Source organism: Bacteroides sp. M10 (assembly GCF_014334015.1).
Taxonomy (GTDB): domain Bacteria; phylum Bacteroidota; class Bacteroidia; order Bacteroidales; family Bacteroidaceae; genus Bacteroides; species Bacteroides intestinigallinarum.
Genome location: NZ_CP060488.1, coordinates 6,061,432 through 6,084,219 on the forward strand (window position 1 = coordinate 6,061,432; position 22,788 = coordinate 6,084,219).

Consider the following 22,788-nt stretch of genomic DNA (forward strand, 5'->3'; position numbering starts at 1 on the left):
TTTAAATAGCAGCTTTTTCATCCTCTAAAAGATTCAGAAAAAATAAAAAAACTTATTGATAAACTCGTATCTTTGCAGGTATGATACAACAACGCGTTACAAAATATATAGAAAAGGAACATTTATTCTCACCAGATGATAAAATCCTGGTCGCATTGAGTGGTGGTGCCGACTCGGTGGCATTACTATATATTCTGCATACAGCAGGCTATCATTGCGAAGCCGCACATTGTAATTTCCACCTGCGAGGCAAAGAGTCAGACCGGGACGAGTTATTTGTCCGCCAACTTTGCGAAAGAATGGAAATCCATTTACATACCATTGATTTCAACACGACCCAATATGCAACGGAAAAACATATTTCGATTGAAATGGCCGCACGGGAACTCCGCTACCAATGGTTCGAGAAAATTAGAAAAGAATGTCAGGCAGATGTTGTCGCTGTGGCCCATCACCAGGATGATAGCATAGAAACTATACTACTTAACCTGATTCGGGGAACAGGAATTACCGGTCTATTAGGAATCCGCCCCCGTAATGGAACCATCGTACGCCCTCTGCTTTGTATCAACCGCGAAGAAATAATTCGTTACCTGCAAAACATCGGACAAGATTATGTGACAGACAGCACCAATCTGGAAGACGAATATACCCGTAATAAAATCCGTCTTAATCTCCTTCCTCTCATGCAGGAAATTAATCCGTCAGTCAAAAACACTCTGATAGATACGAGTAATTACCTGAATGATGTAGCCACTATATATAATAAATGTATAGAGGAAACTAAAAAGAAAGTCATTACGGCAGAAGGTATCCGAATCAGTGATTTAGTAAAGGAACCGGCACCCGAAGCCATCTTATTCGAAGTCCTGCATCCTCTAGGATTCAATTCCGCACAAATCAAAGATATCGCCCATTCGCTTCATAGCCAACCGGGCAAGCAATTCTGTAGCAAAGAATGGAGAGTGATAAAAGACAGAGAATTCCTATTAATAGAAACAGTTGAATCTGAAAATGAGACTCTTCCTCCTTTTCAAATTATCAAAGAAGAAAGAGAATACACCCCGGATTTTCTCATTCCACGTGAAAAGGAAATTGCCTGTTTTGATGCCGACAAACTGAATGGAGAAATTCATTACCGGAAATGGCAGCCGGGAGACACTTTTATTCCTTTTGGAATGAAAGGAAAGAAAAAAATAAGCGATTATCTGACCGACCGCAAATTTTCTATCAGCCAAAAAGAACGCCAATGGGTACTCTGCTGTGGAGAACACATCGCATGGCTGATAGGCGAACGAACAGACAATCGCTTTCGTATTGATGAAACGACTAAGCGCGTCGTGATTTACAAAATAGTCTGAGGCAACTTCCGTTTCTTGAAGCAATCTGATAACAAAGCTGCAAAAGGAGTATCATACACCCTTGCTTTCCTAACGCAAGCTTTTACACAAGCGCAACATTTGATACATTTAGCCTCATCCGTATGTAGCTCGTCCCCTTTCGTTATAGCCCCTGCCGGACAACGGACCACACATAACCCGCAATGGGTACACAAATCCTCATCTTCCACCCAAGGAACGCGGGGAAGCGGTGTACCACTTTTACGTAACTTGATGACTTTCCTCAAAAAACGAAACAAAGGAAAGAATGGTTGACTCGGACGTTTGATAGCACGTACATCCACCGGATAAAGGGTATCCATACTATCAGCTGTCTGTATTTTTTCCATGATTTTCTTCCCAAACTCCGCAGCAAAGGCTAAATCCGATTCATCAGGACGTCCCACTGCAATCGGGTATTTGTCGGTACTATATGAATGTTCTCCAATAAAAGTTGCCCCGGCAATTACTTTAAATCCGTGAGGAATAGCAAAAGCATCCAGTTCCATTAAAGCTTTTTCATAAGCGCGATTTCCGTAAACCACTACCAAAACGGTAGGAGTACCCACTCCACGGATATACTGCAAACGTTCCATTGCCAAAGGAGCGACATGTCCTCCATACACAGGCACTACAATAATAGCCAAAGAAGATGTAGGAATCACTATTTCATCCGCAATCTGCTGCGTTACATTAATAGGAAAAATATTTTTTATGCCCGTCCCGTGAACAATCGCCTCCGCAACTTGTTTAGATGTGTGTGTGTAGGCGAAAAATAAATTAAATGAGCTTCATTTACTGTCATACTATTTTCTTTTATGTAGCAAAGATACACTTTTACGTGGAAAAAAATGTTTGATTGTTCATGAAACCAAAAAAAATTATTATCTTTGCCCCGTTGAAACATTCTACGATTCAACATATACATCCCTAATTCAGAATAAAAAAACAAAACGTATGCTCGCATATCTGTAGCCATGAGCTGTAGTAATGCTGTCCATAATTCAGCAAAAAAAGAAATATTAATAACTTACCATACTATATGTATAACATTATCCAATTAAACGACAAAAATCTGTCGGAACTTCAAGTTATTGCCAAAGAGTTAGGCATAAAAAAAGCAGACTCATACAAAAAAGAAGACCTTGTTTATAAAATACTCGATGAACAGGCCATTGTAGGAGCTACAAAGAAAGTTGCCGCAGATAAGCTAAAAGAAGAACGCAAAAATGAAGAACAAAAGAAAAAGCGTTCACGGGTAGCTCCTACCAAAAAAGAAGACAAAGTGGTTTCCGCAACAAAGAGTGGAGAGGCTAACAAAACAAAAGAGGCCGCTCCTGTAAAAGCTGCACCACAGCCTTCCAAGAAAGAAGAAAGTACAAACAAAGAAAAAGAAACTGTTGTTGTAGAAGCTAAAGCAGAAAATACTGCTACTCCCAAGCGTAAAGTAGGCCGTCCTCGTAAGAGCTCTGACGCAGAAGAGAAAAAAGAAGTAGAAAATGCAAAACCGGCAGCACCCAAAGTAGTGGAACCTAAACCTGTTGTTGCAGAGAAAGCTACTGGTACTACGGAAAAGCCAGCTCCGGTACAACAGCAAACAGCTGAGAAGAAAGCAAAAAACAAACCAGCTGCAGAAGCAAATAAGCCTGTTGCAGAAACAAATAAACCGGCTACTGAACCTAACAAACCTGTTGTAGAGAAAAAGGTAATAGATAAACCACAAAAGAAAGCTGCACCCGTTATCGACGAGGAAAGCAATATCTTATCCAGCGTTGACGACGATGATTTTATTCCAATCGAAGATCTGCCTTCTGAAAAAATAGAGCTTCCTACCGAATTATTCGGAAAATTCGAAGCTACTAAAACAGAATCAGCACAGACAGCACCGGAACAACCATCTCATCCTCAACAGCAACAACAATCTCAACAGCAGCAGTCCCAGCAGCAACGTCCGCGTATTGTTCGCTCACGCGACAATAACAACGGCAACAATAATGCTAACAACAATGGCAATAACGGCAATAACGCCAATAATAACAATAGCAACAATAATAATTTCCAGCGTAACAACAATAACCAGAATCAGGTTCAGAACCCAAATCAAAATCAAAATCAGAACCCGAATCAGAACCAGAACCAAAACCAACAACGCTTACCGATGCCACGTGCCGCTCAGCAGAACAATGCGGGTGAAAACCTTCCGGTACAACAACAGCAGGAACGCAAGGTTATTGAGCGCGAAAAGCCTTATGAATTCGACGATATTCTCAACGGAGTAGGTGTTTTGGAAATTATGCAGGACGGATACGGATTCCTCCGTTCTTCCGACTATAACTACCTCTCTTCTCCGGACGATATTTATGTATCACAGTCTCAAATCAAACTATTTGGTCTGAAAACCGGTGATGTAGTAGAAGGAGTTATCCGTCCACCCAAAGAAGGAGAAAAATATTTCCCATTGGTAAAGGTTTCGAAGATCAACGGACGTGACGCAGCTTTCGTTCGCGACCGTGTTCCTTTCGAACATCTGACACCTCTCTTCCCGGATGAAAAGTTCAAACTTTGCAAAGGCGGTTATTCAGACTCTATGTCTGCCCGTGTCGTCGATCTTTTCGCTCCTATCGGTAAAGGCCAGCGTGCATTGATCGTTGCCCAGCCAAAGACAGGTAAGACCATCTTAATGAAAGATATCGCCAACGCTATCGCAGCCAACCACCCGGAAGTTTACATGATTATGTTGCTGATTGACGAACGCCCGGAAGAAGTAACAGACATGGCACGCAGCGTTAATGCAGAAGTAATCGCTTCTACTTTCGACGAACCGGCAGAACGCCACGTAAAAATTGCAGGTATCGTATTGGAAAAGGCAAAACGTCTGGTAGAATGTGGTCACGACGTAGTTATCTTCCTTGATTCTATCACTCGTCTGGCTCGTGCATACAATACAGTATCTCCTGCATCCGGTAAAGTTCTTTCCGGTGGTGTGGATGCAAATGCACTTCATAAACCTAAACGCTTCTTCGGTGCTGCCCGTAATATTGAAAACGGTGGTTCACTGACCATTATTGCTACCGCATTGATCGATACCGGTTCTAAAATGGACGAAGTTATCTTCGAAGAATTCAAGGGTACAGGTAACATGGAGTTGCAGCTCGACCGCAACCTGTCCAACAAACGCATCTTCCCGGCAGTCAACATTACTGCATCCAGCACTCGTCGCGACGATCTGTTGCTTGATAAAACAACTCTTGACCGCATGTGGATATTACGCAAATATCTTGCCGACATGAATCCGATCGAAGCAATGGACTTCGTTAAAGACCGTCTGGAAAAAACCAGAGACAACGACGAATTCCTGATGAGCATGAACAGCTAATCAACAGCAAACTTATAAATGAACGGTGAACAAACTGCGCCATAACAAGTGCAGTTTATTCACCGTTTTCTTTTTCAGTAACCCATTTTATGACTTATTACCTGCCGTTTATCACTTATCATTCAACTCCCATCACCGATAGTTACCCCTAACCGCTTGCCACACCTTTCATTTTTGTACAAAATACTTTCATTTGCGTCCAAAACTACTACCTCGCCCTTTTTTACGTTTCCTTTTTTCCTACTTTTGCTTCCAAATCAAATATTACTTAATTCTAACCAGTAATGAAAACTATTTATCCATTCATGGGATTAGCCCTGTGCAGCGTGACAGCGCAGGCCCAAGAAAAGCCCAATTTCCTGATTATCCAGTGCGACCATCTGACACAACGCGTTGTGGGAGCTTACGGACAAACACAAGGCTGCACCCTCCCTATTGACGAAGTCGCTTCACGAGGAGTTATCTTCTCCAATGCTTATGTAGGCTGCCCTCTCAGCCAACCCTCACGCGCTGCTTTATGGAGTGGCATGATGCCTCATCAAACCAATGTACGTTCCAACTCCAGCGAACCTATCAACCCACGTATTCCCGAAAATGTACCGACATTAGGAAGTCTTTTTTCTGAAAACGGTTACGAAGCCGTACACTTCGGAAAAACACACGACATGGGTTCACTTAGAGGATTCAAGCATAAAGAACCGGTAGCCAAGCCATTCACCGATCCGGAATTCCCGGTTAATAACGACAGCTTCCTGGACGTAGGAACATGTGAAGACGCTGTTGCTTATCTAAGTAATCCGCCGGAAGAACCATTCATCTGTATCGCTGATTTTCAGAACCCTCACAATATCTGTGGATTTGTAGGAGCGAACGAAGGAGTACATACCGACCGCCCCATCAGCGAAACCCTTCCGGAACTACCGGCCAATTTCGATGTAGAAGACTGGAGCAATATCCCTAAACCTGTGCAATACATCTGCTGCAGTCATCGCCGTATGACCCAAGCCTCTCATTGGAATGAAGAGAATTACCGTCATTACATTGCTGCTTTCCAACACTATACCAAGATGGTTTCCAAGCAAGTAGACAGCGTATTGAAAGCCCTCTACTCCACTCCTGCCGGAAAAAACACAATCGTTATTATCATGGCTGACCATGGTGATGGAATGGCTTCACACCGCATGGTGACCAAACATATCAGCTTCTACGATGAAATGACCAACGTACCGTTTATCTTTGCAGGCCCCGGCATCAAACAACAGAAAAAGCCCATAGACCAAGTATTGACACAACCTACACTGGATCTTCTGCCTACCCTTTGTGATTTGGCAGGAATTCCTGTTCCGGCCGAAAAACCGGGAATCAGCCTTGCACCTATATTAAAAGGAGAAAAACAGAAAAAAACTCACCCCTATGTAGTTTCTGAATGGCATAGCGAATATGAATATGTCGTTACTCCCGGACGTATGGTACGCGGACCGAGATACAAGTACACTCACTATCTGGAAGGTAACGGAGAAGAGCTATATGATATGAAAAAGGATCCGGGAGAACGCAAGAATCTCGCCAAAGACCCTAAATACAGTAAAGTTCTCGCCGAACACCGCGCCATGCTTGATGATTACATCACCCGTACCAAAGATGATTACCGGAGTTTGAAAGTAGATGCCGATCCACGATGCAGAAACCATACTCCCGGCTACCCCAACCACGAGGGCCCTGGGGTACGAGAGATACTCAAAAGAAAATAAATTATAAAAAAGAGTGAAGATTTCTTTGTAATCTTCACTCTTTTTAGTTCTTTTGCAGATAAACTTACAAGCAAGCAATTCTTATATCAAGTGAAAAAACACAGACGTCATACAATTGCAATAGTCGTAACCGCATTAATATCGGTCACCTTATATGCTGCACGCACAAATTCAGAGCGTCTTTCTTTATTACAACCTTTACTTGAATACAATCATCCATTTAGTCCGGACGCCCCAGTCGACAGCATCATTGTCTGGAAAAAACTTTTAGAACCGGAATTACAAAAGAAACAACAATATTCACTCCTATTTCAGATAAATCTGCTGGCCGTTCAGGCTTTAATAGCAAAAGGTAACATCAGTCTTGCCATCAATCAGGCCAACCAGATGTATCAAAAAGCTAGAGAAATGAACTATCCTTTGGGAACAGCACTCGCATTACACGCCATTGGAAATGCTTATTTAAGCTCGTCAACACCACAAGCCGCCATCGAATCGTATAAAGAAGCATTAGAAGTGATCCAGAAAATACCTCATACCAACCAATACGCCAAAACACTCTTACCCCAACTCATTCTGACCAAGCTCAAATATCATCAAATGACAGATATAGAAGATTATATTGGGGAACTCGAATCAGTTACTGACAAGGGTGGGAATCCCCAAGACGATTTTCATCTAGTTTACTGCCAGGCATTCTACCGTATTCAGACACACCATCTTCCTGAAGCATTAAGCTATATACGACAAGCCGAACAAATCAGCCAGGAGTATCAGTACCCATATTTTCATTTAATGATTAAATACCTGTACTCTTCTTATTACACTGAATCCAAAGAATATATCCAGGCATTAACCACACTTAATGAATTACTCTCACATACAAAAGCGGCCGGCTCATACACATCCCTGCAGGTACAAAAGGATCGGGCACACATACTTGCCCTAATGGGAAACAGCAAGGAAGCATGTGAAGCTTATGAAATATTCAATACATACAAAGACTCTTTGGATGCAATGAATTACATTCGCCAAATCAACGAATTACACACCCTCTACCAAATAGACAAAAACGAACTGGACAACTTAAACAGGCAGAAGACAATCCTTTTCTGGAGTTGGTTTACCATCCTATTCATAGTCATACTGATTGTATTTTTCATCCTTTTGGTCAGACGAGGAAATAAAAAACTGCGCCAATCGCAGCAGGAACTGGAAAAAGTGAAAAAGCAAGAAGAAAATTCCATCCGGACAAAGAGCCTTTTCCTTTCCAACATGAGCCATGAAATTCGCACACCGCTCAATGCGTTGTCCGGCTTCTCCTCCATCCTGACGGAAGAATCCATCGACAACGAGACCCGGAAACAGTGTAGCGATATTATTCAGCAAAATTCAGAACTGTTACTCAAGCTGATTAACGACGTAATCGACTTGTCCAGTCTCGAAGTGGGCAAGATGAAATTCAAATATGAGCGATGTGATGCAGTAACAATATGCAGAAACGTTATCGACATGGTTGAGAAAATAAAACAAACGAATGCAAACGTCCGTTTTTCAACCTCTCTCCATTCATTAGAACTGACGACAGACAATGCAAGGTTGCAACAATTATTAATCAACCTTCTCATCAATGCAACCAAATTTACTCCACAAGGCTCCATCACCATGGAACTGGAAAAACAGACAGAAGATACAGCACTGTTTTCTGTGACCGACACCGGCTGCGGTATCTCTCCGGAGAATCAGAATAAAATATTCAACCGTTTTGAGAAACTGAATGAAAATGCTCAAGGCACAGGACTCGGTTTGTCTATCTGCCAACTCATTATCGAGCAGCTGGGCGGTAAAATATGGATTGACTCCAATTATAAGGAAGGAGCCCGTTTCTTGTTCACACACCCTATTTGCCATGAGCAATCAGGAAAGGAGGAAGCCGAATGAAACAAGTCCTGCTCCTGTTCCTTCTATTATGCTGCACCCTCACCGGAAAAGCCAATACCGAGATTGTTTTGGAATCCGATAGCCTGATAAAGGTGTTGCAAACATTACCGTACGATACGACACGGCTGAATGTTCTCAATCAAATCATCAGAATAGAACAAAACAACCATCAATGTATCCAATATTCAGATGCATTAATGAAAGAAGCATTGCAACTGGGAAATGACAAATATGCCGGTCTGGCTGCTTACTACCATATCTTATACTATTACAATCGTAATAATCAAGACAGTGTAGCCAAATGGCTCACCATAATGGAGCCTCATGCCCGGAAATCAGATTTATGGAACTACTTCTTTGATGCCAAACGTTTTCAGATAGACCTGTACACATTCAACGAACAATATGAACTTGCTATCAACGAATCTCAAAAGATGCAACAGCAAGCCTCCCAAATGAACAGTAACCGGGGTAGTATAGCCGCCTATCAATGCCTGAGTAATGCATATATCGGCAGCCAGCGCTGGGATAAAGGAATAGAAGCACTGGAGGCTGCCTACCAGCTACTCACTCCAACAGAAAATCCGGTGGTCCGTATCTCGGTATTATCACAGTTAGTATCCGTTGTCAAAGAAAAGAAAGATAATAAAAAACTACTCAAATACCTGCAGGAACTGGAAAACACTCTTCATAACCACATCAGCGCGAATCCATCCTTAAAAGCGGGATTTGCCGATGTATACCTGTTCAATGAACTGTTCTACGGCTATTATTACCTGAATACCCATCAGCCGCAACAAGCTTATGAACATCTCGTAAAATCTAAAGAATATCTGGACGAGAATACTTATTTCATGTATAAAGTACTCTATTTCGACACATTTGCCAAATATTACCAGGTAATTGGAGCCTATCAACAGGCATCGGATTATATCGATACGACACTGATGATGTTGAAGAAAGACTTCACAAGCGACTATGCCGAACAACTACTCGAAAAGGCCAGAATATGGAAACAGGCAGGGCAAAGCGGAAAAGCCATCCCTCTGTATGAGCAGGCACTCGCCATCAAAGACTCGACAGCCACTGTACTCTCAAACAATCAGATGGCACAGATACAAAGCAAATACAATATCGAAAAAACAGAACTGGATCAAAAAAGGGAAAACAACCGGATCCAGCTCACCTATCTGATTTTTATATTTGTCATCCTGATTCTGCTTTTTATCTTTATGGCGCGACTCTTTATGGTACGGAAAGCACTTAAATACGCGGAAAACGAAATCCGGAAAACAACAGAAAACGTGCGGAAGACCAATGAAATAAAAAATCGCTTCCTGTCCAACATGAGCTATAACATCCGTACCCCACTCAACAATGTAGTCGGTTTCTCACAACTCATAGCCAGCGAACCCAACATAGACAAGGAAATAAGGCAAGAATACTCAAACATCATCCACAAAAGTTCGGAGAAGTTAATGAGACTTGTCAATGACGTTCTCGACTTATCCCGTTTGGAAGCTCAAATGATGAAGTTCCAGTTGCAAGACTATGATGCCACTACCCTATGCAAGGAAGCATGCAGCATGGCGCAGATGAGGAACGAAGAAACAGGTATCCAGATTGAATTTTCCAGTGAAACGGACGCCCAAATCCATACCGATACAATGCGACTGACGCAGGCCTTGATTAGCGCACTGGTGTACCCACAAGAACACCGACAAACACGAATCATCCGGTTCACATTAAGCCAGAATGAAGACATGCTCCGTTTCCGGATCACTAATTCACCTTTGGCAGACCATGCATTCGTATCACAGGAAACCATCATCCGGCATGATATCAACCTGTTGTTACTAAAACATTTCGGAGGAAACTATCTCGTCAATGATAAAACTCCCGAAGGTCCGGAAATTGTTTTCATCTACCCTATCGTTTCCGAATCGAAATAAAGCACTATCTTTGCAAAGTGTAAACTTAAACACTTAATTATGTACACCAACAAACAGATTTGGAGTGTCAGTTATCCGATACTACTAAGCTTGCTGGCACAAAATGTCATCAATGTCACCGACACAGCATTCCTCGGACACGTGAGTGAGGTAGCCCTTGGAGCATCAGCTATGGGCGGGTTATTTTATATATGCGTATTCACCATCGCATTCGGATTCAGTACCGGTTCGCAAATAGTCATCGCACGACGCAACGGCGAAGGGCGCTATTCGGATGTCGGTCCCGTCATGATTCAAGGAGTCATGTTCCTGTTCGTGATGGCACTGCTGCTATTCGGATTCACCAAAGCATTCGGCGGAAACATCATGCGTTTGCTAGTTTCTTCAGAATCCATCTACGAAGGAACGATGGAATTTCTGGACTGGCGTATTTACGGATTCTTTTTCTCGTTCATCAATGTCATGTTCCGTGCATTGTATATCGGCATTACACGTACTAAAGTACTAACCGTCAATGCCATCGTCATGGCATTAACCAATGTCGTACTGGATTACGCATTAATTTTCGGAAAGTTCGGTTTGCCGGAAATGGGCATCAAGGGAGCAGCTATCGCCTCCGTACTGGCAGAAGCTTCCTCCATTCTCTTTTTCGTCATTTACACATACCTCACCGTCGATTTGAAGAAATACGGCCTGAACCGCCTGCGCACATTCGACCCGGCATTACTGATGCGAATACTTAGTATCTCCTGTTTCACCATGCTGCAATATTTCCTGTCAATGGCTACCTGGTTCGTATTCTTTGTAGCCGTAGAACGGTTGGGACAACGGGAACTGGCGATTGCCAATATCGTCCGGAGTATCTACGTCGTACTGCTAATTCCGGTCAATGCACTGGCTACAACCACCAACAGCCTTGTCAGCAACGCCATTGGTGCAGGAGGTATCCAGCACGTGATGCCGCTCATCAATAAAATTGCCCGGTTCTCCTTTTTCATCATGCTGGGACTAGTAGCGGTATCAGCACTATTTCCGCAGTTCCTACTCTCTATCTACACCAGTGAGGCGGCACTCATTACAGAATCCGTGTCCTCGGTATACGTTATTTGCTTCGCCATGCTTATCGCATCCGTAGCCAACGTGGTGTTCAACGGCATCTCCGGAACAGGAAATACACAAGCAGCCCTGTTGCTCGAAACAATTACAATCATCATCTACGGATCTTACATTGTTTTCATCGGAATGTGGCTGAAAGCACCAATCGAAATCTGCTTTACAATTGAGATTGTGTATTATAGCTTACTGTTGATAACAAGTTATATTTATCTCAAAAAAGCAAAATGGCAGAATAAAAAGATATAAATACAAGAGATTTTTGTACATTTGCAAGCTCAAATAAAGAGCAGACGGAAAAGTCTCTCTTTCGCCCAAGTAAATTGTAATTAGTAATTCGTAATTAAATAACTATGTTCGATAATTTAAGTGAAAGACTAGAACGGTCATTCAAGATTCTGAAAGGTGAAGGCAAAATCACCGAAATCAACGTGGCGGAGACGCTGAAAGACGTACGTAAAGCACTTCTCGACGCCGACGTAAACTACAAGGTTGCAAAGAATTTCACGGATACGGTGAAAGAAAAAGCGCTTGGCCAGAACGTTCTTACGGCTGTGAAGCCAAGCCAGTTGATGGTGAAGATCGTGCATGATGAACTTACACAATTGATGGGTGGAGAGACAGCCGAGATCAACATCGACGCCCGTCCGGCAGTTATCCTGATGTCAGGTTTGCAGGGTTCGGGTAAGACCACCTTCTCCGGTAAACTGGCACGGATGCTGAAAACCAAGAAGAACCGTAAGCCATTATTGGTGGCTTGTGACGTTTACCGTCCGGCAGCTATCGAACAGTTGCGTGTATTGGCAGAACAGATTGAAGTACCGATGTACTGCGAACTGGACAGCAAGAATCCGGTAGAAATTGCACAACACGCCATTCAGGAAGCCAAAGCCAAAGGATACGACCTCGTTATCGTCGATACAGCCGGACGTCTGGCAGTAGACGAGCAGATGATGAACGAGATCGCCGCTATCAAAAAAGCAATCAACCCGGACGAAATTCTGTTCGTGGTAGACTCCATGACCGGTCAGGACGCTGTAAACACAGCTAAAGAATTCAACGAACGTCTGGACTTCAACGGTGTGGTACTGACCAAACTCGATGGTGATACCCGCGGTGGTGCGGCTCTTTCTATCCGTTCGGTAGTGAACAAACCGATTAAATTCGTAGGTACAGGTGAAAAGCTGGAAGCAATCGATCAGTTCCACCCTGCTCGTATGGCCGACCGTATTCTCGGTATGGGTGACATCGTTTCATTGGTAGAACGCGCACAGGAACAATACGATGAAGAAGAAGCCAAACGCTTACAGAAGAAAATTGCCAAAAACCAATTCGACTTCAACGACTTCCTTAGCCAGATTGCACAAATCAAGAAAATGGGTAATCTGAAAGACCTCGCTTCCATGATTCCGGGAGTAGGAAAAGCAATCAAAGATATTGATATTGACGACAATGCTTTCAAGAGCATCGAAGCCATCATTTATTCCATGACTCCGGCAGAACGTTCCAATCCGGAAATACTGAACGGTTCACGCCGTACGCGTATTGCCAAAGGTAGCGGAACGACTATCCAGGAAGTGAATCGCCTATTGAAACAGTTCGACCAGACACGCAAAATGATGAAAATGGTGACTAGCAGCAAAATGGGTAAGATGATGCCTAAGATGAAAAAGTAATCATTCTGTAGATCCAAATCTAATGATAAGTAAAAAGAGGGAGTTTCGGCTCCCTCTTTTTTTATACCACCCATCTCTTGACAAAAATTCCAATCCCTTTGGAGAGTTCAGTTATTTATTTTACTTTTGTCCATCACCAATAAATACTCTGAAAATATGACTCTGATAGACGGAAAAGCAATTTCCGAACAAGTAAAACAAGAGATTGCAGCCGAAGTAGCCGAAATGGTGGCTCATGGCGAAAAACGCCCGCACCTGGCCGCTATTCTTGTAGGACACGATGGTGGTAGCGAGACTTATGTAGCTGCCAAAGTAAAAGCCTGTGAAGTATGTGGTTTCAAGTCTTCCCTCATCCGTTATGAAAGTGACGTGACCGAAGAAGAACTGCTTGCCAAAGTACGTGAACTAAACGAAGACAACGACGTGGACGGCTTTATCGTACAACTTCCCTTACCCAAGCATATCTCCGAACAGAAAGTAATCGAAACAATTGATTACCGTAAAGACGTAGACGGTTTCCACCCGATCAACGTAGGCCGTATGTCCATCGGGCTTCCGTGTTACGTATCCGCTACTCCCAACGGCATCCTCGAATTGTTGAAACGTTATAACATAGAAACTTCCGGAAAAAAGTGCGTCGTACTCGGACGCAGCAATATTGTCGGCAAACCGATGGCTGCCCTGATGATGCAGAAAGCCTATCCGGGCGATGCCACAGTAACCGTATGCCACAGCCGTAGCAGAGACCTGGTAAAAGAATGTCAGGAAGCTGATATTATTATCGCTGCCTTGGGACAACCGAACTTTGTAAAAGCCGAAATGGTGAAAGAAGGCGCGGTAGTTATTGACGTAGGTACTACCCGTGTGCCGGATGCAACCAAGAAATCAGGTTTTAAACTGACCGGCGACGTGAAGTTTGACGAAGTTGCACCGAAATGTTCATTCATCACTCCCGTACCGGGCGGTGTTGGACCAATGACGATTGTATCGTTAATGAAAAATACACTCTTAGCTGGTAAGAAAGCTATTTATCAATGAGACATACCCTGTTTCTGATGATTTTGCTTCTCTCTTTGTCCTGCACCTCCCGGTCGCAGGCAAAGAGAGATTCTATCATTGACACCCTGTCGGACAGCCTTTCCGACAACATCTCCTCCACCGACACCCTGCGCCTCCTTTTCGTAGGTGACCTCATGCAACATCAGGGACAAATCAACGCTGCACGAACATCAACGGGCTATGATTACTCCACATGCTTTGCGTATGTCAAAGAAGAAATAAAGAAAGCCGACCTCTCCATCGCCAACCTGGAAGTGACATTAGGAGGCAAACCTTACAAAGGTTATCCTGCTTTCAGCGCGCCGGACGAATTTCTGACCGCAATTCACGATGCAGGTTTCAATGTTTTAGTGACTGCCAACAACCACAGTCTCGATCGTGGTAAATCCGGACTGGAGAGAACCATTCAATTAATAGACTCTTTAAAGGTTCCACACGCAGGCACGTATATCAACGCTGATGAACGTGAAAAGAAATATCCTCTTTTATTAGAAAAGAACGGATTCCGCATCGCCCTGCTCAACTACACGTATGGAACAAACGGCATCCCCGTTACCCCTCCTAATATCGTGAACTATATCGATACAGCCATCATCGCCAAAGATATTGAAGAGAGTAAAGCAATGAAGCCGGATGCCATCATAGCTTGTATGCATTGGGGAATCGAATACCAGTCACTCCCGGACAAAGAGCAAAAATTCCTCGCCGACTGGCTGATTGAAAAAGGAGTAAACCATATCATCGGCTCCCATCCTCACGTAGTTCAGCCCATCGAAGTTCGCACAGACAGCCTGACGAATGACAAACATCTCGTAGTCTATTCGCTGGGAAATTATATTTCCAATATGTCCGCCCGCCGCACTGACGGAGGACTGATGGTAAGAATGGAATTAGTAAAAGACAGCACTGCCCGCCTCAATAATTGTGATTATAGTTTGGTATGGACAGCCCGTCCCATTCAATCAGGAAAAAAAAATCATCAATTGCTCCCAGTCAATTTGCCGATTGATTCAATTCCTTTACAAGCACGTAACTCTCTGAAAATCTTTGTAAATGATGCGCGAACCCTTTTCAGCAAGCACAATCGGGGAATAAAAGAATATACTTTTTTCGAAAAAAAATAGCAGAATCTTTTGGAGATTAGAAGATAATATCTATCTTTGCACCGCGTTAGAGAAACGCAAACATGGTGGATGTAGTTCAGTTGGTTAGAGCGTCAGATTGTGGTTCTGAATGTCGCCGGTTCGAGTCCGGTCTTCCACCCAACAAAAACCCTTGTAAGTTAAATACTTATGAGGGTTTTCTGCTTTCAGGAGGTGGGCATTCAGGTGCTAAATTTGGCTCAAAAAGACTACTTTATGAGGTATTTGTTGGTCTATTGTTGTTCCCAAGAAAACCAATATAACATGCTGACTATCAAAGCTGAAATACTAAAAACTAAGCAGAAAGTTGATAACACCTACAATCTAAAGATAAGACTAACCTACAACAGAGAAGTAAGGAGGTTAGCTACACATATCTTTGTGAGAACAGAAGACCTGACTAAGGGCTTCAAGTTAAAGAACCCAAAGTATATCAAGGAAGCTGATAGACTAGTCAGATACTATCAGGAGCTATGCACCAGCCTACCCTTGGAATCTTCCAAGTTAACCATTAGTGATATACTTGACTATATCCAGAAAGAAAAAGAGAAGAACACTCCTATAGACTTTCTCCAGTTCTGTAATGAATGGTTGGAAACTACAAAAGTTAAGGGTAAAGTCAACTATAAATCAGCCCTTAATACATTCAAGACCTTCTTAGGAAAGGATAAGTTGAACACAAGTCAAGTTACCAAATTGCTGATGATGGAGTTCATGGATTATCTCCAGAAGAAGAGAGCTAAACATGTTGCAGAACTCCAGAAAAAAGGCAAGAGGATACCTTCCAATAGAATGGTCTCTCTGTATATGGGTAGTATCAGACACCTGTTTTATGAGGCTAAGAAAAAGTACAATGACTATGATAGGAATGTCATTAGGATACCCAACTCTCCTTTTGAGAACTTGGAGATACCCAAACAGGAAGCTACAAGAAAGAGAGCTGTGTCACCAGAGCTAATAAAGAAGATATGGGAAATACCCTATATCATCAATGCTAATGGCAGGGAAAGATTGTGTCCTTTCAATCTTGCTAAGGATTGCTTTATACTATCCTTCTGTTTAATTGGAATGAATTCAGCAGACTTGTATAACTGCACTGAATTGGAAGAGGATTCTATTACTTACTATAGAACTAAGACAGCAGATAGGAGGCTTGATAAAGCAAAGATGAGAGTTGATGTTCTTCCAATCTTACTACCTCTGATAAAGAAGTATGAAGATTACACTCACCAGAAGGTCTTTTGCTTCTATCATCTTTACTCAACCTATAAGAACTTCAACAGAGCCATCAATCTGGGGTTAAAGCAGATTGGCAAGATACTAAAAGTAGATGACTTGGAGTACTATGCTGCAAGGCATTCATGGGCTACTATTGCTGTCAACAAAGTAGGTATAGATAAGTATACAGTTCATGCTGCATTGAATCATATTGATGAGGCTATGAAGGTCACGGACATCTACATTGAAAGGGACTTCAAGATTGAGAATGAAGCAAACAAGAAGGTAGTAGAATATGTGTTTGGTAACCAAGGTGAGCTGTCCAGTCCAGAAGTGGAGTAGATTTATAAATAAAAGAACCTCTGTAGTTGATTGAACTATGGGGGTTCTTTAGTATATTTGCTCACTTACTTGTTATATCTATACTTAAAGCTAACTGCGAGATGGAAAATACTAAGCAACACAATCAAGTCATTTACAACACCTTTGCAGATGTAATAGACTGGGATGACCTAACAGAGAAAGACCACCAAGTAGTAGAGGATCTAAAGGAGAATGGGATAAACATAACTCCTACTACTATAATCAAAGACTTATCAGGCTTTCCTATAGGTCAAGCTACTTATGCAGGAAAAGGTATATTTGCTAGCAAGAGATACCTCCTGTCTGACTATTTATCCAAGACACCCCACGGGTTAATAGACAAGAAGGTAACTGGAATTGGAGCTACTACTCTTGAAATAAATTCAAAAAGAAACTCTATTATAGTTCTGCCTACTAAAGCACTTGCATCAGCTAAGTGCAATAAACACCTTAATACACTTTACGTAGGTAGTGAGATTAAAGGTGAAAGAGAAAGAACCACAGACAATATGATTCAAGAGTACTTAAGTAGAGATGGCTATAAGAAACTCTTAGTGGTAGCAGACAGTTTAAGAAGAGTACTTAAGTATATCTCTCCAGAAGAATTAAAAAACTACTTCTTGATGGTTGATGAGATAGATGTACTCCAGTCTGACAACAGTTTCAGACCTCAACTAGAAGATGTAATTGACTACTATTTCATGTTTCCACCTAAGAACAGATGTATGGTAACTGCTACTATGAAAGAGTTTAGCAATCCACTACTGAAAACTGAATGTAAGTTCTCCGTACCATGGTTATGCAATACAGCCAGAACCATTAGACTACTGTACACTAATAACATCACACAAGTAGTTGTAGACGAGTTACACTCCCACCCTACAGAGAAAATACTCATAGCTTACAACTCCATACTTCAAATACAGAACATCATATCAACCTTAGATGAGAAGTCCAGAAGTGAGTGTGCTATCCTATGCAGTGAGGCTTCTACTAAGGAAGCAGGAGATTACTTTGCTCCTAAACTAGGAGATAATGACACATTGCCTGCCAGAATCAACTTTGCCACTTGTTGCTACTTCACTGGCATAGATATAGATGATAGCTATCACCTGATTACAGTTTCAGATACGAGAAGAAGCCACTCTATGTTAGGTATTGATAGAATAATACAGATACATGGCAGATGCAGGAAAGTCACTGGAGTACTTAGTGATACAATAGTATTCAACATAACTAAGCAACACTCTGGAAAGAGCATGGACACCTATCCAAAGATACTATTAAACAAAGCCAGTAAAGTCCTCAAGGTTATAGAGGCAGCAAATGACATAACACAAGATGACTACACTTTAGATAATCTATTCTCTATCATTGCAGAGGCTATACAGGAGAAAGCACAAGAAAAGAGTATAGGAGGTGAATTAATAAACCTTGTAAGAAAGAATATACAAGGAGAATATGTTCCTGCATACCTCAACATTGACTATCTCACAGAGAGATTAGAGCTACATGATGAGCTTTATTCACATCCAGAAACCATCAAGAAAGCCTTAAGTAAACTAGGTAATATCATTAGCTACAGTACACTGTCTTACAATACAACATCACAGCAGAATGATATAGAGCAAAGCAACAAAGCCATTCAAGAGCAACTGATAGACAAGTACATCCAAAATGCCATTGTTGAAACCAGAGGACTAGCAGCTACTAAGCAACTGAATGATAACACCTTGATTATGTACATAAGACATAGCAGAAGCAAAGTGAAGATATTCTATGAAAGGTTCTTGAGACTATATAAGTATGTTGACTTGGAGAGCTTGTTGAATCAATTATGGGAAATAAGAGCAGATAACAATGCAGCTTTCAAGAACCTCAACAATGCTGTCATGTATTGGGCACTAGATGAAGAGCACCCTTTCAAAGTTGCTGTAAGAAGCAGTTTTACTTTGAATAGAGCCTACTCTGCAAATGAGATACAAGAGTTATTGACCCCTATAGTCCAATATCATCTACACAAGGTACTAAAACCAAGAAAGTACATAAGTCTGCTGAATGTGATATATCAGACTATGAGACCCAAGAACAACTACATCATTAAAGAGGAAAACCCAATGCAGCTAAAGGAGCATGGTATCAGGATAAGTTGTGAAGATAATAACATGCTAAGGTATTTTATGTTTTAAAATGTTAAGGATGAGTATATTACTAGCTGAAGATGTTGCATAAACCAACTATTTTTCATACCTTTGCATCTGATAATCAAAGAGATACATATCATTCTCACCTCTTTGGTTTCTTAAATGCAACCTATACAAATTGTGGTCAATAACACCTCTATACTAATTACTAAAGCCCTTTATACCATACTATTATCATAGTAGGTAGTTAGTATAGTAGTAATATTGACCATTCTAATCTTTAATATATGACAACCATTAAAGAATATACCATATTCCCCGTTAAAGCTTGTATATACTTCAAGCAGAGAGACCTCTACCTATTGGCAGGTCTATATATCAATGCCCATTACCAAAAAGGTGTTGATTATATAACAACAGACACTACCTACAAACAACTTTCAGAGTTGACTGGAGTCCCTGTTTATTATATCAAAGAGTCATTTGTACCTAAGCTTAGAGCCAGTGAATATATTCAGGTTAGAACTGTACAAGTAGAACCAGAAGTTAAGAGAAATACCTATTACCTACCTAATCCCAATATAAACTTTAGGTATATCTGGAAAGAGTTATTTGATGATAAAACACTTACCCCTGATGAAAAGGGTTTTATGATAGGCTTATACTGTATGTGTGCAAACAATGAGTTCAGAATAGACCTTTCAGATATTGAAGTCTATAGACATTGGAATATAGCAAAGAACACCTATGTTAAATACAGGAATCTGTTGATAAATAAAAAGGTTATCTGGTCTTCCTATGATGTACCTATGGCACTCACTTGGACTGAACATATGGATGCCAAAGTTATCTTATACCCTCACTTAGGTCATACTACATGGATAGATAAAGTTACATCACACACACCTGATGATGATGAGATAAAGGATTACCTTGATACTATTAAAGATGAATGAATATGTACATTAATTAACCTGATACCCCCTGTCTTCATTCCAGAAAGCAGGGGATTACTATATAAATACATCCGTAATGCATAACTCTTCTTACTGCAAGTACTCTTTCTATCATTTCAAATTTTCTTCTAATTTTTTCAGCTACTCTATTGGTATGAGTGTGCTCTAATTCACTTAAACACCCACCCCCTACTTTAGAAGTGGGATAGCCCCCTGTGTCAATTGTGGGCTCATTACATTATAATGGGCTTATTACACTTAAGCTCATTACCCCTTCTTAGTAGCTGAATCAACAGCAGCAGAATAGTCTACTGCACAACAATAAAATTACAAGATTATGGAAAGATTAAAGTTCTTAGAGACAATGACAGTTAATGAGTTCAAGGCTCAAAAGGGTGTTAACAAGATTGAAGTAAAGCAGAATCCACATACAGGTAAGTGCTTCTTTGTGTATGGTTGTGAGACTGGTGCTGTCAGTGATAAGTTTGTTAATGGTGAAGTGACAGTTCCTGTTATATCCCAAGTATGCTCACCTGATACTGGTGACATGTTCTACATGTTGCATCAGAAAGGTGAAGGTGGTGCTATGACAGTGGCTACCTTATAAGGTGAGTCTGTAAAGTCCTCAGTGGTAGTTAGTCTATTAAAGACTAGCTACCTTTTTTGTTTACTAATTACTAACAACTAAATACCATCTAATATGTTGAATTTAAGAGTTTCATCCAAGAAGCAAGCTAAGATTAAATTAGCTCTGCAAGGTTGTGCTGGTTCAGGTAAGACCTATTCAGCATTGCTGTTAGCTTATGGACTGTGCAGTGACTGGTCTAAAGTAGCTATCATTGATAGTGAGAATGGTTCAGCAGACCTTTATGCTCACTTAGGTGCTTATAATGTATTAAATCTAAGTGAGAACTTTACTCCTGAAACCTATATACAGGCTATTGAAGTCTGTGAAAGTGCAGGTATGGAAGTTATCATCATTGACAGTATCTCCCAGTGCTGGGATACCTTGCTAGAGTATCATGCCAGTTTACAAGGTAACAGCTTCACTAATTGGCAAAAGGTCACTCCAAGGATTAATGCTTTCATGCAGAAGATTCTACAGTCCTCAAGGCATATTATCTGCACTATGAGGTGTAAGCAAGATTATGTTCTAAGTGAGAAGAATGGCAAGATGATACCAGAGAAAGTAGGACTAAAAGCAGTTATGAGAGATGGCATAGATTATGAGTTTACCATAGTCTTTGACATCAATATAAAGCACCAAGCCATTGCATCTAAGGACAGGACTAACCTTTTCATGAATAAACCTGATTTCACTATTACACCTACTACAGGACAGATCATATTAGATTGGTGTAATGATGGAGTTAATCTGGAGATGATAAGAAGCAAGATTAACAGCAGTAAAACTGTTGAAGAGCTTACAGCCATTTACCATCAATACCCAGAGTGGTATCAACAACTTACATCAGACTTCATGCAAAAGAAAACATCCCTTCTGGAGCAGAAGAACCAACCTATTATTAATTACACACCCAGTTTTATTCAATATGGAAGCAACCCACACACTACAATTAACCCCAGTACAAAGAACTAACAGTATGTTCCAAGTACCAAGTCAGCCTAGCTTAAAAGTAACACTACCTCTAAGCACTGTAAACACAGCTACTACAACTAAGAACTCTATGATAACAGAGTCTGTAAATACAAGCCCTGTAAGCACAGTAGCTGTACCAACAGAGCCTGTATCAACAGAACTTTTAGAGGTGGAAACTGTTCAGTCCAGAGTAGGACATAAATTACCTTTCATTGAAGCTAACACCAAAGAGGTTACCATGCAGTACCTTAAAGCGGAATGTGTTGTACCAGTGTTTAGCAAGGATAATGAGGTTACTATCAGTCATCCGAACTTCATAGAAGCTATATGGGACGCAGCTAATCAGGTATTTCCCAATGAAAGAATTGAAGAACCTGCTATTAGAGTCAGCCATGTTATTAAAGGCAGAGTACCAGAAGCCATTCATAAACCTGTGAATCAGTTACTGGAGTCAGACAGAACCCAGTACTTTGAAAGAATGATGTTCTGCTTTGAGATACCTACTATCTATGAGGATATATCAGGCAACAGGCTTAACCTGACTATTGGAGGGGTGAGAGCTTATAACCATGAGAACCTGTACAGTAGGAAAGGTGCAGAGAAGTTCAAGGTATTCATTGGATTCAAGAATCTGGTCTGCTGTAACATGTGTGTATCAACAGATGGTTACAGATCAGAATTAAAGGTTATGAGCACTACAGACTTATTCAATTCAGTGATGAGGCTATTTCAGGAGTACAACATAGCTAAGCATCTGTACTATATGTCAGCTTATAAAGACAGCTACATGACAGAGAAGCAGTTTGCAATGTTCTTAGGAAAGAGTAGGCTGTATCAGTTTCTACCTACTGATAGAAAGAAGAAGTTACCACAGATGTTAATGACAGACACCCAAATAGGTTTAGTTGCTAAAGCATACTATAATGATGATAACTTTAGCACTCTTCTGGACAGTAGAGAAATCAGTATGTGGAATGTGTACAACTTGCTAACTGGAGCTAATAAGAGCAGCTACATTGATAACTTCTTGGATAGGTCACTTAATGCCACCCAATTGGCAGAAGGACTTAATAAGGCTTTATATGGTGAAAATGAATATAGTTGGTTCATTAATTAGT

15 protein-coding genes, 1 tRNA gene and 1 pseudogene are annotated in these 22,788 nt (G+C 41.3%); 16 read left to right on the forward strand and 1 reads right to left on the reverse strand.

Annotated features, from left to right (window positions below; all coding sequences use genetic code 11):
* Window positions 1-80 precede the first annotated feature (80 nt).
* A complete protein-coding gene (gene tilS, locus H8796_RS22665; protein ID WP_117934033.1) occupies window positions 81-1,361 on the forward strand; it encodes a tRNA lysidine(34) synthetase TilS in 1,281 nt (426 codons plus the stop codon).
* Here the strand turns inward: tilS and H8796_RS22670 are convergent.
* Window positions 1,346-2,184: pseudogene (locus H8796_RS22670) on the reverse strand (4Fe-4S binding protein). The gene tilS and the pseudogene H8796_RS22670 sit on opposite strands and share 16 nt — an antisense overlap.
* Before the next feature lie 237 nt (window positions 2,185-2,421).
* On the opposite strand from H8796_RS22670, the gene rho reads away from it, so the two are divergent.
* From rho to H8796_RS22745, 15 genes are all read left to right on the forward strand, one after another.
* The gene (rho, locus tag H8796_RS22675) at window positions 2,422-4,755 is read left to right on the forward strand and encodes a transcription termination factor Rho (protein WP_117934034.1); all 2,334 of its coding nucleotides are present in this window, start codon (window positions 2,422-2,424) and stop codon (window positions 4,753-4,755) included.
* A gap of 284 nt (window positions 4,756-5,039) precedes the next feature.
* Window positions 5,040-6,506 (forward strand): sulfatase, encoded by a 1,467-nt coding sequence (locus tag H8796_RS22680; protein WP_187343880.1) that lies wholly within the window; start codon window positions 5,040-5,042, stop codon window positions 6,504-6,506.
* A 90-nt stretch (window positions 6,507-6,596) separates the two neighbouring features.
* Window positions 6,597-8,447 (forward strand): HAMP domain-containing sensor histidine kinase, encoded by a 1,851-nt coding sequence (locus H8796_RS22685; RefSeq protein WP_117934038.1) that lies wholly within the window; start codon window positions 6,597-6,599, stop codon window positions 8,445-8,447.
* The gene (locus tag H8796_RS22690; RefSeq protein WP_117934040.1) at window positions 8,444-10,399 is read left to right on the forward strand and encodes a HAMP domain-containing sensor histidine kinase; all 1,956 of its coding nucleotides are present in this window, start codon (window positions 8,444-8,446) and stop codon (window positions 10,397-10,399) included. Before H8796_RS22685 ends, H8796_RS22690 begins: the two co-directional genes overlap by 4 nt.
* A 39-nt stretch (window positions 10,400-10,438) precedes the next feature.
* Entirely contained in the window at window positions 10,439-11,761 is a 1,323-nt protein-coding gene (locus H8796_RS22695; protein WP_117934042.1) for an MATE family efflux transporter, read from the forward strand.
* 104 nt (window positions 11,762-11,865) lie between these two features.
* Window positions 11,866-13,188, forward strand: coding sequence for a signal recognition particle protein (gene ffh, locus H8796_RS22700; protein WP_004300796.1), 1,323 nt, complete (start codon window positions 11,866-11,868; stop codon window positions 13,186-13,188).
* A gap of 156 nt (window positions 13,189-13,344) precedes the next feature.
* On the forward strand, window positions 13,345-14,226 hold the full coding sequence (gene folD, locus H8796_RS22705; RefSeq protein WP_004304330.1) for a bifunctional methylenetetrahydrofolate dehydrogenase/methenyltetrahydrofolate cyclohydrolase FolD: 882 nt from the start codon (window positions 13,345-13,347) through the stop codon (window positions 14,224-14,226).
* The gene (locus tag H8796_RS22710; RefSeq protein ID WP_117934045.1) at window positions 14,223-15,371 is read left to right on the forward strand and encodes a CapA family protein; all 1,149 of its coding nucleotides are present in this window, start codon (window positions 14,223-14,225) and stop codon (window positions 15,369-15,371) included. Before folD ends, H8796_RS22710 begins: the two co-directional genes overlap by 4 nt.
* Window positions 15,372-15,435: 64 nt before the next feature.
* Window positions 15,436-15,511, forward strand: a tRNA-His gene (locus H8796_RS22715).
* 142 nt (window positions 15,512-15,653) lie between these two features.
* Window positions 15,654-16,949, forward strand: a complete 1,296-nt coding sequence (locus H8796_RS22720) for a phage integrase SAM-like domain-containing protein (RefSeq protein WP_032853684.1) — start codon at window positions 15,654-15,656, stop codon at window positions 16,947-16,949.
* Window positions 16,950-17,050: 101 nt separating this feature from the next.
* Window positions 17,051-19,159, forward strand: a complete 2,109-nt coding sequence (locus H8796_RS22725; protein ID WP_008999876.1) for a DEAD/DEAH box helicase — start codon at window positions 17,051-17,053, stop codon at window positions 19,157-19,159.
* A gap of 242 nt (window positions 19,160-19,401) precedes the next feature.
* Window positions 19,402-20,070, forward strand: a complete 669-nt coding sequence (locus tag H8796_RS22730; RefSeq protein ID WP_008999875.1) for a hypothetical protein — start codon at window positions 19,402-19,404, stop codon at window positions 20,068-20,070.
* A 337-nt stretch (window positions 20,071-20,407) separates the two neighbouring features.
* Entirely contained in the window at window positions 20,408-20,677 is a 270-nt protein-coding gene (locus H8796_RS22735) for a hypothetical protein (RefSeq protein WP_008999874.1), read from the forward strand.
* 93 nt (window positions 20,678-20,770) lie between these two features.
* Complete coding sequence (locus H8796_RS22740) at window positions 20,771-21,670, forward strand: AAA family ATPase (protein ID WP_008999873.1); 900 nt, start codon at window positions 20,771-20,773, stop codon at window positions 21,668-21,670.
* Window positions 21,671-21,758: 88 nt separating this feature from the next.
* Complete coding sequence (locus H8796_RS22745; RefSeq protein ID WP_232293029.1) at window positions 21,759-22,787, forward strand: DUF3871 family protein; 1,029 nt, start codon at window positions 21,759-21,761, stop codon at window positions 22,785-22,787.
* Window position 22,788: the final 1 nt, after the last annotated feature.